At 72.0% G+C, this 16869-nt stretch carries 15 protein-coding genes and 1 pseudogene; 12 read left to right on the top strand and 4 right to left on the bottom strand.

What is annotated here, in order from left to right; all coding sequences use genetic code 11:
* Positions 1-88: 88 nt before the first annotated feature.
* The 6 genes and pseudogenes from AB0F29_RS00380 to AB0F29_RS00405 all read left to right on the top strand — a co-directional run bounded on the left by AB0F29_RS00380 (position 89) and on the right by AB0F29_RS00405 (position 6180).
* Entirely contained in the window at positions 89-976 is an 888-nt protein-coding gene (locus tag AB0F29_RS00380) for an SDR family oxidoreductase (RefSeq protein ID WP_361866250.1), read from the top strand.
* A gap of 52 nt (positions 977-1028) precedes the next feature.
* A complete protein-coding gene (locus AB0F29_RS00385) occupies positions 1029-2504 on the top strand; it encodes an ornithine decarboxylase (RefSeq protein ID WP_361866253.1) in 1476 nt (491 codons plus the stop codon).
* 107 nt (positions 2505-2611) lie between these two features.
* Positions 2612-3211, top strand: a complete 600-nt coding sequence (locus AB0F29_RS00390) for an NAD(P)H-dependent oxidoreductase (protein WP_361866255.1) — start codon at positions 2612-2614, stop codon at positions 3209-3211.
* Positions 3212-3271: 60 nt separating this feature from the next.
* Positions 3272-3574 (top strand): annotated as a pseudogene (locus AB0F29_RS00395) (molybdopterin-dependent oxidoreductase); the annotation flags it as partial.
* 317 nt (positions 3575-3891) lie between these two features.
* Positions 3892-4830, top strand: a complete 939-nt coding sequence (locus tag AB0F29_RS00400) for an SDR family oxidoreductase (RefSeq protein ID WP_361866257.1) — start codon at positions 3892-3894, stop codon at positions 4828-4830.
* A 222-nt stretch (positions 4831-5052) separates the two neighbouring features.
* The gene (locus AB0F29_RS00405) at positions 5053-6180 is read left to right on the top strand and encodes an amidinotransferase (protein ID WP_361866259.1); all 1128 of its coding nucleotides are present in this window, start codon (positions 5053-5055) and stop codon (positions 6178-6180) included.
* Positions 6181-6189: 9 nt separating this feature from the next.
* On the opposite strand, the gene AB0F29_RS00410 is transcribed toward AB0F29_RS00405, so the two are convergent.
* Both AB0F29_RS00410 and AB0F29_RS00415 read right to left on the bottom strand, forming a co-directional pair.
* Entirely contained in the window at positions 6190-7818 is a 1629-nt protein-coding gene (locus tag AB0F29_RS00410) for an NAD(P)/FAD-dependent oxidoreductase (RefSeq protein WP_361866261.1), read from the bottom strand.
* 64 nt (positions 7819-7882) lie between these two features.
* Positions 7883-8359: an SRPBCC family protein gene (locus AB0F29_RS00415; RefSeq protein ID WP_361866263.1), complete on the bottom strand. Its 477-nt coding sequence runs from the start codon at positions 8357-8359 to the stop codon at positions 7883-7885.
* Positions 8360-8583: 224 nt separating this feature from the next.
* Here AB0F29_RS00415 and AB0F29_RS00420 point away from each other — a divergent pair, with 224 nt between their 5' ends.
* On the top strand, positions 8584-8994 hold the full coding sequence (locus tag AB0F29_RS00420) for a four-helix bundle copper-binding protein (protein ID WP_361866265.1): 411 nt from the start codon (positions 8584-8586) through the stop codon (positions 8992-8994).
* 258 nt (positions 8995-9252) lie between these two features.
* Here the strand turns inward: AB0F29_RS00420 and AB0F29_RS00425 are convergent, their stop codons facing one another.
* Entirely contained in the window at positions 9253-10473 is a 1221-nt protein-coding gene (locus AB0F29_RS00425) for a Vms1/Ankzf1 family peptidyl-tRNA hydrolase (protein ID WP_361866267.1), read from the bottom strand.
* A gap of 432 nt (positions 10474-10905) precedes the next feature.
* Here AB0F29_RS00425 and AB0F29_RS00430 point away from each other — a divergent pair, with 432 nt between their 5' ends.
* The 5 genes from AB0F29_RS00430 to AB0F29_RS00450 all read left to right on the top strand — a co-directional run bounded on the left by AB0F29_RS00430 (position 10906) and on the right by AB0F29_RS00450 (position 16318).
* Positions 10906-11700: a SigB/SigF/SigG family RNA polymerase sigma factor gene (locus AB0F29_RS00430; protein WP_361866269.1), complete on the top strand. Its 795-nt coding sequence runs from the start codon at positions 10906-10908 to the stop codon at positions 11698-11700.
* 112 nt (positions 11701-11812) lie between these two features.
* Complete coding sequence (locus tag AB0F29_RS00435) at positions 11813-12952, top strand: FUSC family protein (protein ID WP_361866272.1); 1140 nt, start codon at positions 11813-11815, stop codon at positions 12950-12952.
* Positions 12953-13279: 327 nt separating this feature from the next.
* Complete coding sequence (locus AB0F29_RS00440) at positions 13280-14080, top strand: SDR family oxidoreductase (RefSeq protein ID WP_361866275.1); 801 nt, start codon at positions 13280-13282, stop codon at positions 14078-14080.
* 179 nt (positions 14081-14259) lie between these two features.
* The gene (locus tag AB0F29_RS00445; protein WP_361866278.1) at positions 14260-14685 is read left to right on the top strand and encodes a hypothetical protein; all 426 of its coding nucleotides are present in this window, start codon (positions 14260-14262) and stop codon (positions 14683-14685) included.
* A gap of 286 nt (positions 14686-14971) precedes the next feature.
* On the top strand, positions 14972-16318 hold the full coding sequence (locus AB0F29_RS00450; RefSeq protein WP_361867010.1) for a cytochrome P450: 1347 nt from the start codon (positions 14972-14974) through the stop codon (positions 16316-16318).
* 115 nt (positions 16319-16433) lie between these two features.
* Here the strand turns inward: AB0F29_RS00450 and AB0F29_RS00455 are convergent, their stop codons facing one another.
* Positions 16434-16850: a CBS domain-containing protein gene (locus AB0F29_RS00455; protein ID WP_361866281.1), complete on the bottom strand. Its 417-nt coding sequence runs from the start codon at positions 16848-16850 to the stop codon at positions 16434-16436.
* Positions 16851-16869: the final 19 nt, after the last annotated feature.

The following is a 16869-nucleotide window of genomic DNA, read 5'->3' on the forward strand; positions in this document are numbered from 1 at the left end:
CAGCGGGCCGGCCCGCACGGCCCGCGGGCTCCGGGCGCCTCCGATGTACTGGGCTTCTGCGACGACGGACGACGTAGGAAGGACCATCATGGCGAGCAGTGAAAAGCCGCAGGACCCCCAAACGCTCCATCCCCGCCCCGACTTCCCCCAGCAGGACCAGGCACCTCCCGGCTGGACGGGACCGATGGACCCGCCGCCCGACCACGGCGAGGAGTCCTACCGCGGCTCCGGTCTGCTCGACGGCCGGAAAACCGTGATCACCGGGGGCGATTCCGGGATCGGCCGTGCGGTGGCGCTGGCCTTCGCACGCGAGGGCGCTGACGTCCTGCTGACCCACCTCCCCGAGGAGGAGCAGGAGGCTCGGGAGACCGTTCGCCTGGTGGAGCAGGCGGGCCGTAGGGCGGTGCCCGTCCTCTGTGACATCCGGGACGAGAAGCAGTGCCGCTCGCTCGTCGAGCGCGCGGTGTCCGAGTTCGGCCGTATCGATGTCCTGGTCAACAACGCGGCGTATCAGATGTCGCAGCCCGACGGGATCTCCGCGATCTCGACCGAACAGTTCGACCGCGTGCTGCGCACCAACCTCTACGGCATGTTCTGGCTGTGCAAGAGCGCCCTGCCACACATTCCGGCAGGGGGGTCGATCATCAACACCACCTCGGTGCAGGCGTACAAGCCGAGCCCCCATCTCCTGGACTACGCGATGACGAAGGGGGCGATCGTCACCTTCACGCAGGGCCTGGCCCAGATGCTGGCCTCCGACGGCATCCGCGTCAACGCCGTGGCGCCCGGCCCCGTCTGGACACCCCTCATCCCGGCCACGCTGCCCGACACCACCGAGTTCGGGAAGCAGAGCCCGCTGGGCCGGCCCGCGCAGCCTGCGGAAATGGCGCCCGCCTACGTCTTCCTGGCGTCGGCCAATGCCTCGTTCATCACCGGCGAGATCATGAACGCCACCGGCGGTACGCCGCTCCCCTGATGCAGGGAAGGGAGGCTGATTTGACCGCGCGTCGGCCGGGAAGGCGTGTCGTATGACCATGAATCATCACGAAACGCCGGTTCTCGACGCTCTCACCGCCTATCGTGACCGGGGCGAGCTGGGCTTCTCCCCGCCCGGTCACAAACAAGCGCGAGGCGCGGCCCCAGCCGTGCGCGCCCTGCTGGGCGACGCGATGTTCTTCGGAGACGTCCTCGCCACAGGAGGGCTGGACGACCGCCGCGAGAAGTCCTCCGTGCTGCAACGGGCCGAAGACCTCATGGCCGACGCCGTCCACGCGGAGCACACCTTCTTCTCCACCTGTGGCAGCTCCCTCTCGGTCAAGGCCGCCATACTCAGCGTCGCCGCACCCCACCAGAGGCTGCTGGTCGGCAGGGACGCCCACAAGTCCGTCATCGCCGGCCTCATCCTCTGCGGCATCGAGCCCGTCTGGCTGGAACCCCAGTGGGACAAGGAGCGGCATCTCGCACACCCGCCCTCCCCTGCCACCCTGGAGGAAGCCTTCACCCGGCACCCGGACGCACGCGGCGCCCTGATCACCAGCCCCACCCCGTACGGCACGGCGGCCGACCTGCGCGCCATGGCCGACATCTGCCACCGGCGCGCCAAGCCACTGATCGTCGACGAAGCGTGGGGAGCCCACCTGCCGTTCCACCCGGACCTGCCGTCCTGGGCCATGGACGCCGGCGCCGACGTCTGCGTCACCAGCGTCCACAAGATGGGCAGCGGCCTCGAACAAGGCTCCGTCTTCCACCTCCAGGGCGACCTGGTGGACCACGACACCCTCGCCTCGCGGGCCGACCTCCTCGGCACGACCAGCCCCTCCGTGCTGCTCTACGCCGGGATCGACGGCTGGCGCCGGCAGATGGTCCTGGACGGCCACGGACTGCTCTCCCGGGCGCTCGACCTCGTGGCGACGGTGCGCCGCCGCATCGGGGAGATCGAGGGAATGCACGTCAACGGGCCGGACGACTTCTGCGGACCCGGCGCGGCAGCGGAATTCGACCCGCTGCCCGTGATCATCGACATCGAGGCCATGGGCACCACCGGCTACCGGGCCGCCGACTGGCTGCGCGAGCACCACCACATCGACATGCACCTCGTGGACCACCGCCGGATCAGCGCCCAGTTCACCCACGCCGACGACAAGGACACCGCCGACCGGCTGCTGACGGCCCTGCGCGACCTGGCCCGCCACGCGCACACGCTCCGCCCCGCTCCCGAGGTGTGTGTGCCCACGCCCGCCGAGCTCCGTCCCGACCAGGTATGTCTGCCGCGTGACGCCTACTTCGCCCGGACGCAGGACGTCCCGGCGTCGGAAGCCGTGGGCCGTGTCGCCGCCGAGATGCTCACGCCCTACCCTCCCGGCATTCCGGCCGTGCTGCCCGGCGAGCGGATCACCGAACCCCTCCTGCGCTACCTGCGCTCCGGAGTCGAGGCAGGCATGAACATCCCCGACCCCGCCGACCCCACCCTTCAGACCGTCCGCGTCCGCACCGAGGACCCCTGAGAACCAAGTCCGAGAAGCTCCGGGTCCGACCGACGCCGTAGCCGGGAACACCCGTGACGGACCCAGCCCCCGTCCAACCCCCTTCAGATCAAGGAGAAGCCCCCGCCATGCGTGCTCTCGCCCTCGTCTGCACCCTGAACGCCTCACCCGCCCCCTCCAGCAGCCAGTACCTCGCCGAGCAGGTCATGGCCCGGTTCGCGCACCACGACGTCCAGGGAGAGGTCGTCCGGGTCGCCGACCACGACGTCCGTCCGGGGATCGGGGTGGACCTGGGCGACGGCGACGCCTGGCCGGCGCTGCGGGAGAAGGTCCTGGCCGCCGACATCCTCCTCATCGCCACCCCCATCTGGCTCGGGCACCCCTCCAGCGTCTGCCAGCGGGTCCTGGAGCGCCTCAACGCCGAGTCCTCCGAGACCGACGACCAGGGCCGCCCGCACACGTACGGCAAGGTCGCCGCCGTGGCCGTCGTCGGCAACGAGGACGGCGCGCACAAGGTGAGCGCCGACGTGTTCCAGGGACTCAACGACGTCGGCTTCTCGCTCGCCCCCGGCGCCGTCACGTACTGGGTCGGCGAAGCCATGCACGGCACCGACTACCAGGACCTGGACGAGACCCCCGAAGCCGTCGCCTCCACCACCAAGGCCCTCGCGGCCAACGCCGTCCACCTGGCCCGCCGGCTCACCGGCAGCCCCTACCCGGCAGCCTGAGCCGCGCCGGCGGCGAGGACGAGGTCGTCAGGAACGCCAGGAACATCAAGGGGATGGTAGGTGATCGTCTCGCGCTCGCGCGGGCTCCTCGAAAAGCGCGGTCCCGGATCGATCGGCTTCTACACGTCCGGCCAGCTGTTCCTGGAGGAGTACTACACGCTCGCGGTTCTGGCCCGGGCCGGCGTCGGCACCGACCATCTGGACGGCAACACCCGCCTGTGCACCTCGACGGCGGCCGAGGCCCTCAAGGAGTCCTTCGGCTGCGACGGCCAGCCCGGCAGTTACGACGACATCGACCACGCCGACGTCATCGCGCTGTACGGTCACAACCTCGCGGAGACTCAACCCGTGCAGTGGATGCGCTGGGCCAGGCCGCGCATGCGTCGAAGGACACCCGCCTTCACGATGTCGTCTCCTTCTGCCATCCCCGGACGCTGCGCCAGATGCAGTGGTCCACCACCATGATCAAGAACCTGTCCCCGCAGCTTCTCACCGCCGGTGACGAGCAGGATGAGTGACAGGCGCGCCGCGCTGTGCCGAGCGCGGCTCCGTGTTCGGCCCCGGCCCCCGTCGCCGTCGCCCGAGCTGCCGGCCCGGTTGCGGGGGCCGACTCCTCGCGTGACGGTGGTGCCGGGAGCGCGGCCCACAGCGGCGCGGTCGTCAGGAAGCGAGGAGAGTCGATGCACGACAGCCCAGACGGGCGCCGGGCCCGGAGTGCGCCCGTCCACCCTCTTCACGGGCGGGTCGCGGTCGTCACCGGCGCCGCTCGCGGTGTCGGCGAAGCGCTCGCCCGCAGCCTCTCCGGCGCCGGCATGCAGGTCGCCCTGCTCGGCCGGGAAGAGGCGACGCTGCTGAAGGCCGCCGAGGCCCTCCCCGGCCGGAGCATGTGCGTCGAGTGCGACATCACCGACCGCACGGCGCTGGCAGACGCGGCACGCCGCGTGGAGAGGGAGCTCGGGCCCGCGAGCGTGGTCGTGGCCAACGCCGGCATCGCGGTGAGCGGCCCGTTCGACCGTACCGCCGCCGAGCTCTGGCAACGCGTCATCGACGTCAACCTCACGGGCTCCGCCAACACCGCCCGCGCCTTCCTTCCCCAGCTCACCACCACCCGCGGATACTTCCTCCAGATCGCCTCCACCGCCGCGTTCGGTGCCGCACCCATGATGAGCGCGTACTGCGCCTCCAAAGCGGGAGCGGAGTCGTTCGCGCTCTCCCTGCGCGGCGAGGTCGAACCGGACGGCGTCCAGGTCGGCATCGCCTACCTTCACTGGACCGGCACCGACATGCTCGCCGGCATCGACGACGACCCCGTCCTCGCGGCACTGCGCCGCAATCAGCCCCGCCTCGCCCGCCGCGTCCACAGCGCCGCCCAGGTCGCCCAGTGGCTCACCCGAGGCATCGCCCGCCGCAGCCGTCACCTCTACGCCCCGCCCTGGCTCCGCTGGTGCCAGCCCCTCCGGCCCCTGTTCCCGGCCCTGGTCGCCCGGACCACCCGGCGCGAACTACGGGACCACCCCGGCGGCGCCGCGTCTTCCAGCGGCACGGTCCTGGGCGTCGGAGGGCGCGCCGACTGGAACTCCTACCGGGCCTCCCGCTCCGCTCCCCCGTCCGACCCGTAGGACGAGCAGCCCATGTCCACGACCACGGTCCGAGTCCTTGAGAACCCTGGACAGGACGGGACGGGACGTTACGGATAGGCCCGACGGGATACCCGCATACCGGGCCATCTCTCGGCAGGCCCGGAAGCCGTGCCGACGTCAGGACGCGGAGGAGCGTGGTGAGCGCGATGGGAAGAAGGAACCTGTACCCGTTGGACCTCCTGCCGACGTCAGGGGCCGTACATGAATGACGCGTCGAAAGCGCCGACCGGCGGGGCCGCGGAGACTCTTCGTTCCCCCGTCGCTTCGCACAATGAGTGGGATCCTCTCGAGGAGGTCGTGGTCGGCCGTCTCGACGGGGCCACCACCCCCTCACGGCATTCCGTCGTCTCCTGCAATGTCCCGCCGTGGGCCGCACGGTTCCAGCGGCTCTGCGCCGGACGCAGATACCCACAGGCCCTGATCGGGCCGGCTCAGCGGGAACTCGACCAGTTCGTCAAGCTTCTCCGGTCCCTCGGCATCACGGTGACCCGCCCCGACCCGGTCGACCACCGGCGGCGGTTCTCCACGCCGAACTGGTCATCGCGCGGTTTCTGCAACACCTGCCCCCGGGACAGCATGCTGGTGATCGGGGAGGAGATCATCGAAACCCCGATGGCCTGGCCGTGCAGATACTTCGAGACCCACTCCTACCGTGCACTGCTCAAGGACTACTTCCGGAGGGGCGCCCGCTGGACCGCCGCGCCGAAACCCCAGCTCACCGACGCGCTCTACGACCCCGGCTACCGGCCTCCCCGGCCGGGCGAACCCATGCGCTACCTCCTGACCGAGTTCGAGCCCGTGTTCGACGCGGCGGATTTCGTCCGTGCGGGCCGGGATCTGTTCGTCACCCGGAGCAACGTCACCAATCGCATGGGCATCGAATGGGTGCGACGCCACCTGGGACCGGACTACCGGGTCCACGAGATCGAGAGCCGATGTCGCACCCCCATGCACATCGACACCACCTTTCTGGTACTCGCCCCCGGCAAGGCCCTGATCAACCCCGAGTACGTCGACGTCGACCGCCTGCCCGACGTCCTGAGTTCCTGGGACATTCTCATCGCGCCCCAACCCGATCCGATTCGCGATCCGCTCCTGCGGCTCACTTCCCTGTGCGGAAAGTGGCTCAGCATGAACATCCTCATGGTCGACGAGAAGCGCGTCATCGCGGAACGGCATCACACGACCATGCTGCGTGCCCTGGAGGGTTGGGGATTCGAACCTATCCCGTGCGACCTGCTGCACTACGCGCCCTTCGGCGGATACTTCCACTGCGCGACCCTCGACATCCGTCGTCGTGGCAGCCTGGAGTCCTACTTCGACCGGTAGGCCGCTTCCTCACCGGTCCGGCTCACCGGTCCGGCTCCGGCGGGCCAGCAGTCGTTGCGCGGCGGAGAGTACGGTCGTGGCGCCCCGGACGGAGCGGAGGGCGGCACGGGCGGCGTTGGCGCCCGGAGCGCCGTGCACCCCGCCGCCCGGATGTGCGGACGCGGACGCCAGGTACAGCGCCTTCACGGGCGTCTCGGGGCGGCCGGTTCCCGGCACCGGCCGGAACACCAACTGCTGGTGCATCGAGGCCGTACCTCCGTTGATGGCGCCGTTACGCAGATTGGCGTCGGCGTCCTGGAGCGACGCCGGGGACAGGATCCGCCGGGCCCGGATCCGGCTGCGGAAGCCTGGAGCGTAGCGCTCCACCTGGTCCTCCATCCGGTCGGCCATCCGCTCCCGCTCGTCGGCGTCCCACCCGCCCGTGAGCCCGTCGGCGCCGGCGTCCGCCTTCACCGCATGGGGCACGTGGGTGTAGGCCCATGCTGATTCGGTGTCCAGCGGCGACCGGGTCGCGTCGGCGGTGGTCATCTGCCCAAGCAGGAGGAACGGGCGGTCCGGGATCAAGCCGCGGGCGATCTGGGACGCGCATCTGGTGAGCTCGTCGACCCCGTCGGCCAGGTGGACGGTCCCCGCCGAGGCAGCGGCAGCGCTGCTCCACGGAACAGGGCCGTTCAGCGCCCAGTCCACCTTGAACGTGGCGAAGTCCCACTCGAACCGTCGCATGTCGTCCAGAAGCCGGCCGGGCAGGTGCTCGGCGGCGACCAGCGCCCCGTAGAGGCTCGGGGCGGACACGTCGGCCAGCACGGCCCTGCGGGCGGGGACCGCCTCTCCGTTCTCCGTACGGACACCGACGGCGCGCCCCCGCCGCACGACGACCTCGGTGACCCGCTGCCCGCACCGCACGCTTCCTCCGCGCCGCTGCAAGCGGCGCACCAGCGCCTCGGTGAGAGCTCCCGCGCCGCCGACGGGGACCGGGAAACCATGGAACTGCCCCAGCATCGACATAAGCCAGCCGAAGCCGCCGCTGCCTGCCGCCTCCGGTGCCAGATCGGCGTGCAGGGCGTTGCCCGCCAGCAGCAGTCGCCCGCCCTCCCCGGCGAACTCCTCCTCGCCCAGCCTGCGGACCGGGAGGAGGAGGCTCCGGGCCAGCCGCAGCCCTCCCGCCGCCCGGAGCCGTGCCGCCAGCGCGGTCCCGGCCCGGACAGGGGGGAAGGGCGAGAAGAGGGCGTCGACGATGTCCTCGCCCAGCCGGTCCCAGATCCGGCAGAGGGCCAGCCAGCCCTCGCCGTCGCCGGGTGCGAAGCGGTCCAGGCCGGCGGCGGTCGCCGATCGGTCCCGGTCCAGCACCGCGCAGGCGCCGTCGAGCAGCGGGTGCGCGAGCACCTGGGGCGCGTGGCTCCAGCGAAGCCCCTCCCGGTGCAGGTCCAGCCTGGCCAGTACCGGAGAGGCCGCGGCCAGGGGGTAGAAGGAGCTGAACAGGTCGCTGACGTATTCGGGGTGGACACCGCGGTCGCTGCGGACCGCGCCGCCCGGCTCGTCCTGCGCTTCCAGCACCTCCACCGACCAGCCGGCGTCGGCGAGCAGATTGGCCGCGACCAAGCCGTTCGGACCGCTGCCGACCACTACTGCGTCGACCATGGGAGCGTCACCCTCCGTTTCGACGGTGCGAACCCTCACAGAGGGGTTCGCGTACAGCGGGAACTCATGGGCGGTCGGCCGAAGCGACGATACGTCCGCCCGTCCTCGGCGTCGTGCGCTCGGTCAACCGGGCGAGGCGGGCCAGCATGGTGCGGTGGCGAATCTGGATCAGCGAGTCCAGCAGGACGTTGTGGAGCGTGCCGCCGATGCCGCGCAGCGGGTGTTCGTCGACGGTCACGAGCGTCTTGTCGCCCCACGGCCGGATGTCCAGGGCGATGCGCGCCGAACCCAGCGGGCCGGCTTCGGCCTCCAGCTCCAGGGTCCGGGGCCTCTCGACGCGCCGGACCACCGTGCGCCCGGTGAACTCCTTGGGCCCCAGCCGCACGCTGTAGGTGATCGAGGAGCCCAGCTCGGGCCAGTCGCCCTGCTCCCCGCGGGACTCGGATGTCCCCACCACCCAGTTGCCGTACAGACCTTCGTCCTCCAGCACCGCCCACACGGCGGACGGGGGGCGGTCGATGAGATGGTGCCGGGCGGCCATGTTCCTCCTCGGTTCGTCGGTCGGAGCGTCCCGAACGCCGGACGTCCTGCCGCTACTGGGTACCACCGATACGGGAGAACAAACCCGTCCCTCGCGGACCGGCGGGCTCGCTCATGATCGCGCGTGTTTCCGAACGCTCAGGCGTTTCGCGACCCGCGATCGGTCTACCCGTACGGAACAGCGGCACTCCGCCGCACAGGAGACCTACTCGCCGGGAGGCGCTCATGACCACCGTGGTCGAGGACATGCTCAACACCCACCCCGCCGACCTGGGCGGGGTGGACCGCCGGAAACTCGCCCGCTGTATCGAGGAGTGCGTCACCTGCTCCCAGGCGTGCATGGCCTGCGCCGACGCGTGCCTGTCGGAGGAGATGGTCGCCGAGCTGACCAAGTGCATCCGTACCGACACGGACTGCGCCGACGTCTGCGGAACGACCGCGGCCGTACTCTCGCGCCACACGGGGTACGACGCGAACGTGACCCGTGCGCTCCTCCGAGCCTGCGCCATCGTCTGCAAGGCCTGCGCCGACGAGTGCGAGGCCCATGCGGACCGGCACGATCACTGCCGTGTCTGCGCCGAGGCATGCCGACGCTGCGAGCAGGCGTGCGACGACCTTCTGTCCGCACTGGGCTGACCGCTCGTCGGTCCGGGGCGGACACGCGCCCGGCCGGGGAGGCCGTGAACATGACCGCGGGTGAACCGGAGAAGTGGCACCGCCCGGCTCGTAGGCCTCCTCCCCGGGCGGGCGGGGAGGCCCGGCCGGGGAGGCGGGGAGCGGGACCCGGACCGGCCGGGGTGCCCCGCGCAGCCCGCCCGCCCCCTCATCCGTCGATCCCGGCTCCCGTCGGTTCGCGGCCCGTCGGGCCTCGGCTCCCGGCTGCTCGGCGCAACGTCAGGTTCCCGGTTCCGCCAGCGGATGTTCGCCGTCCGTCGGCCAGCGCAGCAGCGCGCCCAGGCCCCCGACCGGCTCCGCCGACATCGGTTCTGCAGCCCTCCGGTTGTCCGCTTCCAGATCCTCCTCTGGGGCACGGTCGTGAGCGGCCACCGCACCCCCCACCACGACGGCGTCCGCTCCGGTCAACGTCGCCGACCTCAGCAGCGCGTCGTCGGCGCGGACGGTGAAGGGTTCCGGCTCACCGAGCGAACGGGCGTCGGTCCGGCGGAGCGCGAGCTGGTCCGGCTCGGGGCCGGCCCACACCTCGCGATGGGTGTCGGGGCCGTCGGGCCGGAGCAGAAGGGTGTCGATCCGATGCTCGCGTGCCGCGTCGACCAGTGCCGGGACGCCGTCGGCCGCGTCGGTCCGGCCGCCGTCGCGGGCCTTGGCCTCGGTGAACCGTTCCAGCGTGTCCGCCGCGTGCCGGCGGGAGTACGCGCGACGTTCTCGCGCGATCCACTCGTCGAGGCGGGTGGTGTCCGAGCCGGCCGCTCGCCCCCCGTGCTCCGTCTCGACGACGAGCGCCGGGAGCCGGCCGGGCAGAGCCGCACGGACGGAGTGCCGTTCCCGCGCGTCGCCGACCAGCACGATCAGGCGGGCGCCGGTCGTTTCGGCGGCGGCCTCGACTGCCGCCGCCACGGTACGGGCGTTCTCCTCCCATGTGTTCTCGACGCTCAGCTGGAAGTGGCGCACGGACCAGTCGGCGGAGGCCGTGCGGTGGACGGGCCAGTCGCGGCCCCGCACCGTACCGAACGGACTCCGCGCGGACGACGTCCGCAGCTCGATGTCGGCGCCGAGGCGATCGACGTGCACGACCAGCGTGTCCGGCTCATCGGGAGTCAGCTCCACCAGAGGCGCCACGTGTGGGAGAGGCGCCCAGAGGCTGGAGGACTCACCGGGCGGTGGAACGCTCAGCACGGGATCCAGCACGACCTGGCCGTGGGCGGCGAAGACCGCCCTGCCCGCGGTGTGGTCGCCGAAGTCGTACGAGCCGATCGCCCGGCGCACTGCCCGGCAGGTCTCCTGATCCGCGCCGTGCGTGGCCAGCTCCTCGCTGATCTGCCGTCCTTTGAGCTCGCGGCGGCTGAGCGTGGCCTCGTCGGCGACCGAGGTGTCGAGGTAGGCCGTGGCCCATGGGCCCGGGCGCTCGTACAGGGGGGTCAGGTGCGCGAGATCCATGGTTTCCTCCCGTTCTGTCGGAGTGGGCTCGACCCGGTCGGGTACCCCGGTCAGCCACGGCTGCACACGCGCCGAGTCGCCACGCCGATGCGTGCTCGGATGCGATGTCGATCCCGTTTGGGGTCCCTGCGGAAGGGAACTCGGCCTGGCAGCCGAGCGGCGTGCCGCGGGATCGGGCCGCGGAGCACGGGGTTCAGGGGCCGCGCCCGCGGCCCGGCCCTCGCGCCGGCCTCATCGGCGGCACCGCGACCGGACCGGGCGGCGAGTTTCTGCCTCTATCCGAGCCCTGCGCGTTTGTCCCGTATTTGTACGGGTATGCGAGTACTGCGCTTCGGACATGAGGCGCGCCCGTGGGAGTTCCGGGCGGCATGTGTCCGACTCCGCGCGCTCCTACGGCGACCCAACGTAACCGTCGTCGAGGAGTGAATTCTCATGCAGGCTGCATCTGGCCACGAACGACGCAGGGACGGGGACGACTCGGCCGCGCACGAGGCTCTCGGGAGGCTGAGCGCGCTGCCTCCGGGCCCGGAGCGGGACGAGCTGCGCAGCGATCTGGTCTGTGCGTGGCTGCCGATGGCTCACCGGATAGCGTCACGGTTCCGCGACCGGGGGGAGGCGATGGACGACCTCCGGCAGGTGGCCGCCATGGGCCTCGTCAAGGCGGTGGACCGTTACGACCCGCTCCGCGGCAAAGCGTTCGAGACGTACGCGGTTCCGACCATCACGGGCGAGCTGAAGCGGCACTTCCGCGATCACACCTGGGATGTCCACGTACCGCGCCGCGTCCAGGATCTGCGCAACCGAGTGAGGACGGTCCGGCGTGATCTGAGCCAGACAGCGGGTGGGCGCGCGCCGACCTGCGCCCAGATCGCCTCCGCTGCAGGGCTCAGTGAGGACGACGTGCTGCTGGGCTTGGAAGCGCTGGAGAGCTACAGCGCCCTCTCCCTGGACGCGGAACCGGCGGGCGCGGACAGCGGCAGCCCGCTGTCCGAACGACTGGGGTCCACCGATCGGGCCCTGGACGTCGCCGTCGACCGGGAAGCCGTGAAGCCGGGCCTGCGCAAGCTGCCGGAGCGGGAGCGCACGATCCTCTACCTCCGCTTCTTCCGCGACATGACACAGGTGAGCATCGCCCAACGCCTCGGCATCTCCCAGATGCACGTCTCACGCCTGCTCAGCCAGTCCTGCGAGCGACTGCGCGACGACGCCCTCCAGGGAGCGGCATGACCGCCTCCACGCCGCTTCCCCGCCGGCCGGGCGACCGGCGGCCGGGCGACCGGCGGCCGGGCGACCGGCGGCCGGTGGTCTCGCTCAAGCCCACCACGCCGGTGAGCAGGCCATGAGGACGGCGCTCGCCCGCGTGACACCGCGCCTGCACCGGCCCGACGCGTACCAGGTGACGCAGTCCCTGAAGGCGGCAGCCGCGGCCATCGTCGCCTGGGCGCTGACCGGCTGGTGGCTGACGGCGCCGATGGCGCTGATGGCTCCCTGGGCGGCTGTGGCCCTGGTGCTGGGGACCGTCTACCGGTCCGTGCGCACCGCGACCCAGCTCCTGCTGATGATCACGGCCGGGACCCTGCTCGCCGCCGGTGCCGCCGCCCTCACGGGCAACACGATGGCCGCCATGGTCATCGCCCTCCCCCTCACCGTGCTGCTCGGCAACCTGGCACCCGTCGGCGGCCAGGGCCTGTACGCGCCGACCACCGCCCTCTTCGTGCTGGCCTACGGCTCGTACTCGTTGCCCGCCGTCGGGCACCGGCTGCTGGAGACGGCCGTGGGAGCCGCCGTGGGCATCGCGGTGAACGCCGCGGTCCTGCCGCCCGTCCACTCGCTCCACGTCAGCAGGCTGGCGTGTGCTCTGCCGCGCGACTGCGCCGACCTGCTGCGCGACATGGGCGACGGCATGCGGGAGCGGGAGTACGACGCGCAGCGGGCGGAGCACTGGCACCGGAGCGCGCACGACCTGCTGGCCGCGCTGTCCGAGCTCCACGTGGCCCGGGGCTGGGACTCCGAGAGCTTCCGGCTCAACCCCGGCCACCGGCTCCGCCGCCGGACGCCCGCTCCGTCCACCGCGTGGGACATCGTCTGGGCCCGGGTGGCGAATCGGCTGCTCGCCCTCACCCTGACGCTGTGGGAGACCGCCTCCGAGCAGCGAGGCCTCCCTCTGCCGCCGCGCCGCGCCCTGACCGATCTCGGCGGGCTCCTGTCGGCCGCGGCGGAGGTCTGCTCGGCCGACGAAGCCATCATGGCGCACGGCCCGGACGAGGAGCGGTGCGGCCGAAGGAACGACGCCCTGGCGGCCGCCCACCGAGCCCTCGCCGACCTGAAGGAACACCTGCACGGTCAGGGCCCCGAGGTCGGGGCCGCGCTCGGCAGCCTGACGGCCGACTGCCAGGCACTGCTCGACGACCTCGCACCCGACGGAGCGGACGCGGACGTACCGCCCGCCCGTGCACGACGAGGAGACGGACCCCTCTGATGCCGTCGCCCCTCGACACCCGGTCGGACGACCTGTTCAGGCCCCGTGGCGGAACGGGGCGCGTCCTGGCCACCGGCAGGTTCAGCCTCGCGAGGCTGGTTCAGCCTCGCGTTGGGCGAGGTCGCCGCCGGCGACGCTCTCGCCCAACGGGCCGTCCCGGCCTCGCGCCATTGCCGCACGCCGGATCCGCGCCTCTCCCTGATCGGACGGCTCGACCTCGTGGTCACCGACCGGCTGAACGTTTGCCTCCGGGCGACGGTGGTAGCCGCCCGACGCCCGGAGCGGGAGCGGGCCCTGCCTTCCCCCGATACGGCCCATGGAGGAGACATGACCGACGACAGCGCCCCGGTCGCCCTGGTGACCGGGGCGGACTCCGGCATCGGCAGAGCGGTCGCCGTCCGGCTCGCGCGGCAGGGGATGGATGTGGGCATCACCTACCACCGCGACCGTCGGGGCGGCGAGGACACCGCCGCCGAAGTCCGCGCCGTCGGCCGATGTGCCGCGATCGCCCGGCTGGACCTCACCGAACCGCCGGCCGCCGCCGACGTGGTGGACGCCCTGGCGGACGAGCTGGGCCGGATCGACGTACTGGTCAACTGCGCGGGCACAGGAACGTCCACCCGGTTCCTCGACCTGGACCACGCCACGGTGCGGCAGGTGATCGACGTGGACCTCATCGGCCCCTTCCTGTGCTCACAGCGTGCGGCCCGCCGCATGGTCGCCCAGGGGGACGGCGGGCGCATCGTGAACATCACCTCGGTGCACGAGCATCAGCCCCGGGTCGGCGCGGCCCCCTACTGTGCCGCGAAGGGCGGGCTCGGCCTTTTGACGCAGGTGATGGCCCTGGAGCTCGCCGAGTACGGCATCACGGTGAACGCGGTGGCCCCCGGAGAGATCGCGACGCCGATGACGGGCCAGGAGGACACCGAGGTGGAGGGCGTGGACCGGCCGGGCATCCCGCTCGGGCGCCCCGGCGACGCCCGGGAGGTCGCCGCCGTGGTCGCCTTCCTAGCTGGTCCGGAGTCGTCTTACACCACCGGAGCCTCCTGGGCGGTGGACGGCGGAATGCTGCGCATGGGGCCTCAGGCCGCCTCCCACCTGCGCTCCGACGACTGGCGCCGCCCCTGACGCGACCGCCCCCGCCGGCACCCGTCCGCGCACCCCGGAGGAACCATGGCCGACAGCACTCTCCCGCTCCTTCTCCAGGGTTATGCCTGGCTTCCCGACCGCAGGCGCCGCAGCGGCGGAGCGCCTGTGCGTACACGCCTCCTGGGCAAGCAGGCCATCGCCTGCACCGCCCGGCCGCGGTGCGCTTCTTCTACGACGAGAAGCACATCCTGCGCCACGACGCGCAGCCGCGACCGGTGATCGACACGCTGTTCGGCCGGGGCGCGGTCCACACGCTGGACGGCGAGCGCCACCGGGTGCGCAAGGCGCTGTTCACCGGCCTGCTCAAGGACCCGTCGGCGGTGCGGGACCTCTCGCGACAGGTGGGCGGGGAAATGGAGCGAGCACGGCCGGAATGGTCGCGCGAGGACCGCGTCGTGCTCTTCGACGAGTTGGCGAAGGTGCTCACCCGCGCGATGCACACCTGGTCCGGCGTCCCGCTGGACGAGAACGCACTGACGCGCACGTCGCGCGACCTGATCGCCATGGTCGACGGCTTCGCCGCCGTCGGACCCCGACATTTCGCGGCACGACGAGCCCGCGGAGCTTGGCCAGGAGGCGGTTGAGGAGCCGCGAGACATGCGTCCGGGACAGATTCATCTCGATCAGCGTAGTGCGCCCGTACTGGTGCGCCTGCGTGCCGAGAGGGACCGGGTGGGCGCGTCGGCGGTGTCGGAGTTCCTGGGCGTAGGCGACGGTGTGCCCGGTAGTACCAGGCAGGTCCAGTCGGGCGATCGAGGGTTCGCAGGGGGCCGGCCCGCCCGTGACCGCCCCCGCAGTTGATCGTTGCCCATACGGTACTGGCGGCCGGAGCCGCGGAGGCCGACGAGCGTGGACAGGACAGCGAAGCTGATGAGTGTGGACAGGACAGCCTGCCCCGGACAACCGGTCGTGCCGCCCGGCGCGGGGGCACTCGCCCCCGCGGGGGCACTCGCCCCCTCCCGCGCCCTGCGGTTCTGGCTCGACCCGGCCAACCTCGCGGCCCGTCTGGAGCAGGCCGGCCCGGTCGTCCCCACCAGGACGGGCCCGACGACCGCCTTCCAGGTCAACGACCCGGCACTGCTGCGCAAGGTCGGCAGTGATGAGGACACGTTCCGGTTCTGGGGCCCTGACCCGAGCCTGCGCGACTTCAACGGGCACGGCGTGGTCGGCCTCGAGGGCGCCGCCCACCGGGAGCGGCGCGCCGTGATGAGACCCGCGTTCACCGCGTCCCGGCTCACCGCTCTCGGCCCCAGTGTCCAGGCCCGTACCCGGCAGCTGCTCGCCGAGCTGCCCGCGGACCGACCGCTCGACATGCGGGTGGAGATGAGCCGCCTCGCCTGCGGTCTCCTCGTCAGCTGTGTCCTCAACAGTGAGCTCGCTCCCGGCACCCTGTCCAAGATCGCATCCGCCCGCTCCACCCTGTCCGGCGGCATCTTCTGGCGCTACGCCCTCGCACCCTGGCCCTGGGTGCCCGTGCCCCGGCGCCGCGCCAGCCGCCGTGCGCTCGCCGAACTGGACGAGGCCGTCCGCCAGGTGCGAGCCCACCACCGGCCCGCCCCGGACAGGCAGGACCTGGTGTCCGTGCTCGAAGCTGCCGCTCCCGGGAACCCCCACGTGGTGCAGCGCGACGTTCGCGCTCTGCTGATCGCCGGCATGGAGACCAGCGCCTCCACCCTCGCCTGGGCCTGCTACGAACTGGGCCGCCACCCGCACTACCAGCAGGCTCTCCGGGACGAAGCCGACGCCGCACCCGATACGGACCGCCTCCAGGCACACCAGCTCCCGCTCGCGACCGCCTTCGTTCAAGAGGTCACCCGCCTCCACGGCATCCCGTTCCTGGTCCGCCGCACCCGCCACGAGACCCGCCAGGGCGGTGTACACATCCCGGCCGGAGCCGTGGTCACTCTGCCCCTGGGGGCCCTGCGCCGCGACAGGAACCGCTACCGCCACCCGGACGTGTTCGACCCGCAGCGCTGGCTCCCCCACGCCGATCCGCCACCGGCCCCCGCCGCGCTGCTCGCCTACGGCCTGGGTCCCCGATACTGCCCCGGCGCAGCCGCGGCCGATGCGATGCTGCCCGTCGCCCTGGCGACCCTGGCCGGCTCGCGCACGCTGCGCCCGGCGCGGCCTGGCCGCAAGATCGGCGTGAGCCTGGAACTCACACCGACGCCCAAGGGCCTGACCATGTACGCCACACCATGCGCACCCCGAAACTAGGCCGGCGCCCGACCGGCACCATGGCAGGCGGTAACCCAGGACGCCCGCCGTGGTCCCGACGGGCACGGCGGGCTGAGCTCCCTGGCGGGCCCGTAGCGATTCGTAGGCAGTGGCCTCAGTCGGTGGAGAGTGCCTCGACTAGGTCTCCGACCTGAGGGTCGGGCAGGGCGCGGGCGACGTCCGCGGTGGCGACCATGCCGACCAGGGTGTGGCCGTCGATGACCGGCAGCCTGCGGACCTTGTGCGAGGTCATCGTGCGCAGGATCTCCTCGGCGGGGTCGTCGGCGCCGATGGTCACCGCCTCCCCCTGGGCCAACTCGCCGGCCGTGCAGTCCGCCGGGTCCTTGCCCGCGCCGAGCACCTTGCCCACGATGTCGCGGTCGGTCAGGACGCCCTTCAACTTGTTGTCGGTGCCGCAGATCGGGAGAGCGCCGACGCCGAGGTCCTTCATCTTCTTCGCGGCGTCCAGGATGTTCTCCTTCTCACCGACGCACTCCGTGCCGCTGGTCATGATCTCGCGTGCGGTAGTCATGGGTCTCGTTCCCTTCCTG

The organism is Streptomyces sp. NPDC026589 (assembly GCF_040638385.1).
In the GTDB taxonomy this organism is placed as follows: domain Bacteria; phylum Actinomycetota; class Actinomycetes; order Streptomycetales; family Streptomycetaceae; genus Streptomyces.

Bases quoted from the DNA above. Each gene is read 5' to 3' on its own strand.
- AB0F29_RS00380 (WP_361866250.1), top strand. From the start codon at position 89: ATGGCGAGCAGTGAAAAGCCGCAGGACCCCCAAACGCTCCATCCCCGC.
- AB0F29_RS00385 (WP_361866253.1), top strand. From the start codon at position 1,029: ATGACCATGAATCATCACGAAACGCCGGTTCTCGACGCTCTCACCGCC.
- AB0F29_RS00390 (WP_361866255.1), top strand. From the start codon at position 2,612: ATGCGTGCTCTCGCCCTCGTCTGCACCCTGAACGCCTCACCCGCCCCC.
- AB0F29_RS00400 (WP_361866257.1), top strand. From the start codon at position 3,892: ATGCACGACAGCCCAGACGGGCGCCGGGCCCGGAGTGCGCCCGTCCAC.
- AB0F29_RS00405 (WP_361866259.1), top strand. From the start codon at position 5,053: ATGAATGACGCGTCGAAAGCGCCGACCGGCGGGGCCGCGGAGACTCTT.
- AB0F29_RS00410 (WP_361866261.1), bottom strand. From the start codon at position 7,818: ATGGTCGACGCAGTAGTGGTCGGCAGCGGTCCGAACGGCTTGGTCGCG.
- AB0F29_RS00415 (WP_361866263.1), bottom strand. From the start codon at position 8,359: ATGGCCGCCCGGCACCATCTCATCGACCGCCCCCCGTCCGCCGTGTGG.
- AB0F29_RS00420 (WP_361866265.1), top strand. From the start codon at position 8,584: ATGACCACCGTGGTCGAGGACATGCTCAACACCCACCCCGCCGACCTG.
- AB0F29_RS00425 (WP_361866267.1), bottom strand. From the start codon at position 10,473: ATGGATCTCGCGCACCTGACCCCCCTGTACGAGCGCCCGGGCCCATGG.
- AB0F29_RS00430 (WP_361866269.1), top strand. From the start codon at position 10,906: ATGCAGGCTGCATCTGGCCACGAACGACGCAGGGACGGGGACGACTCG.
- AB0F29_RS00435 (WP_361866272.1), top strand. From the start codon at position 11,813: ATGAGGACGGCGCTCGCCCGCGTGACACCGCGCCTGCACCGGCCCGAC.
- AB0F29_RS00440 (WP_361866275.1), top strand. From the start codon at position 13,280: ATGACCGACGACAGCGCCCCGGTCGCCCTGGTGACCGGGGCGGACTCC.
- AB0F29_RS00450 (WP_361867010.1), top strand. From the start codon at position 14,972: ATGAGTGTGGACAGGACAGCCTGCCCCGGACAACCGGTCGTGCCGCCC.
- AB0F29_RS00455 (WP_361866281.1), bottom strand. From the start codon at position 16,850: ATGACTACCGCACGCGAGATCATGACCAGCGGCACGGAGTGCGTCGGT.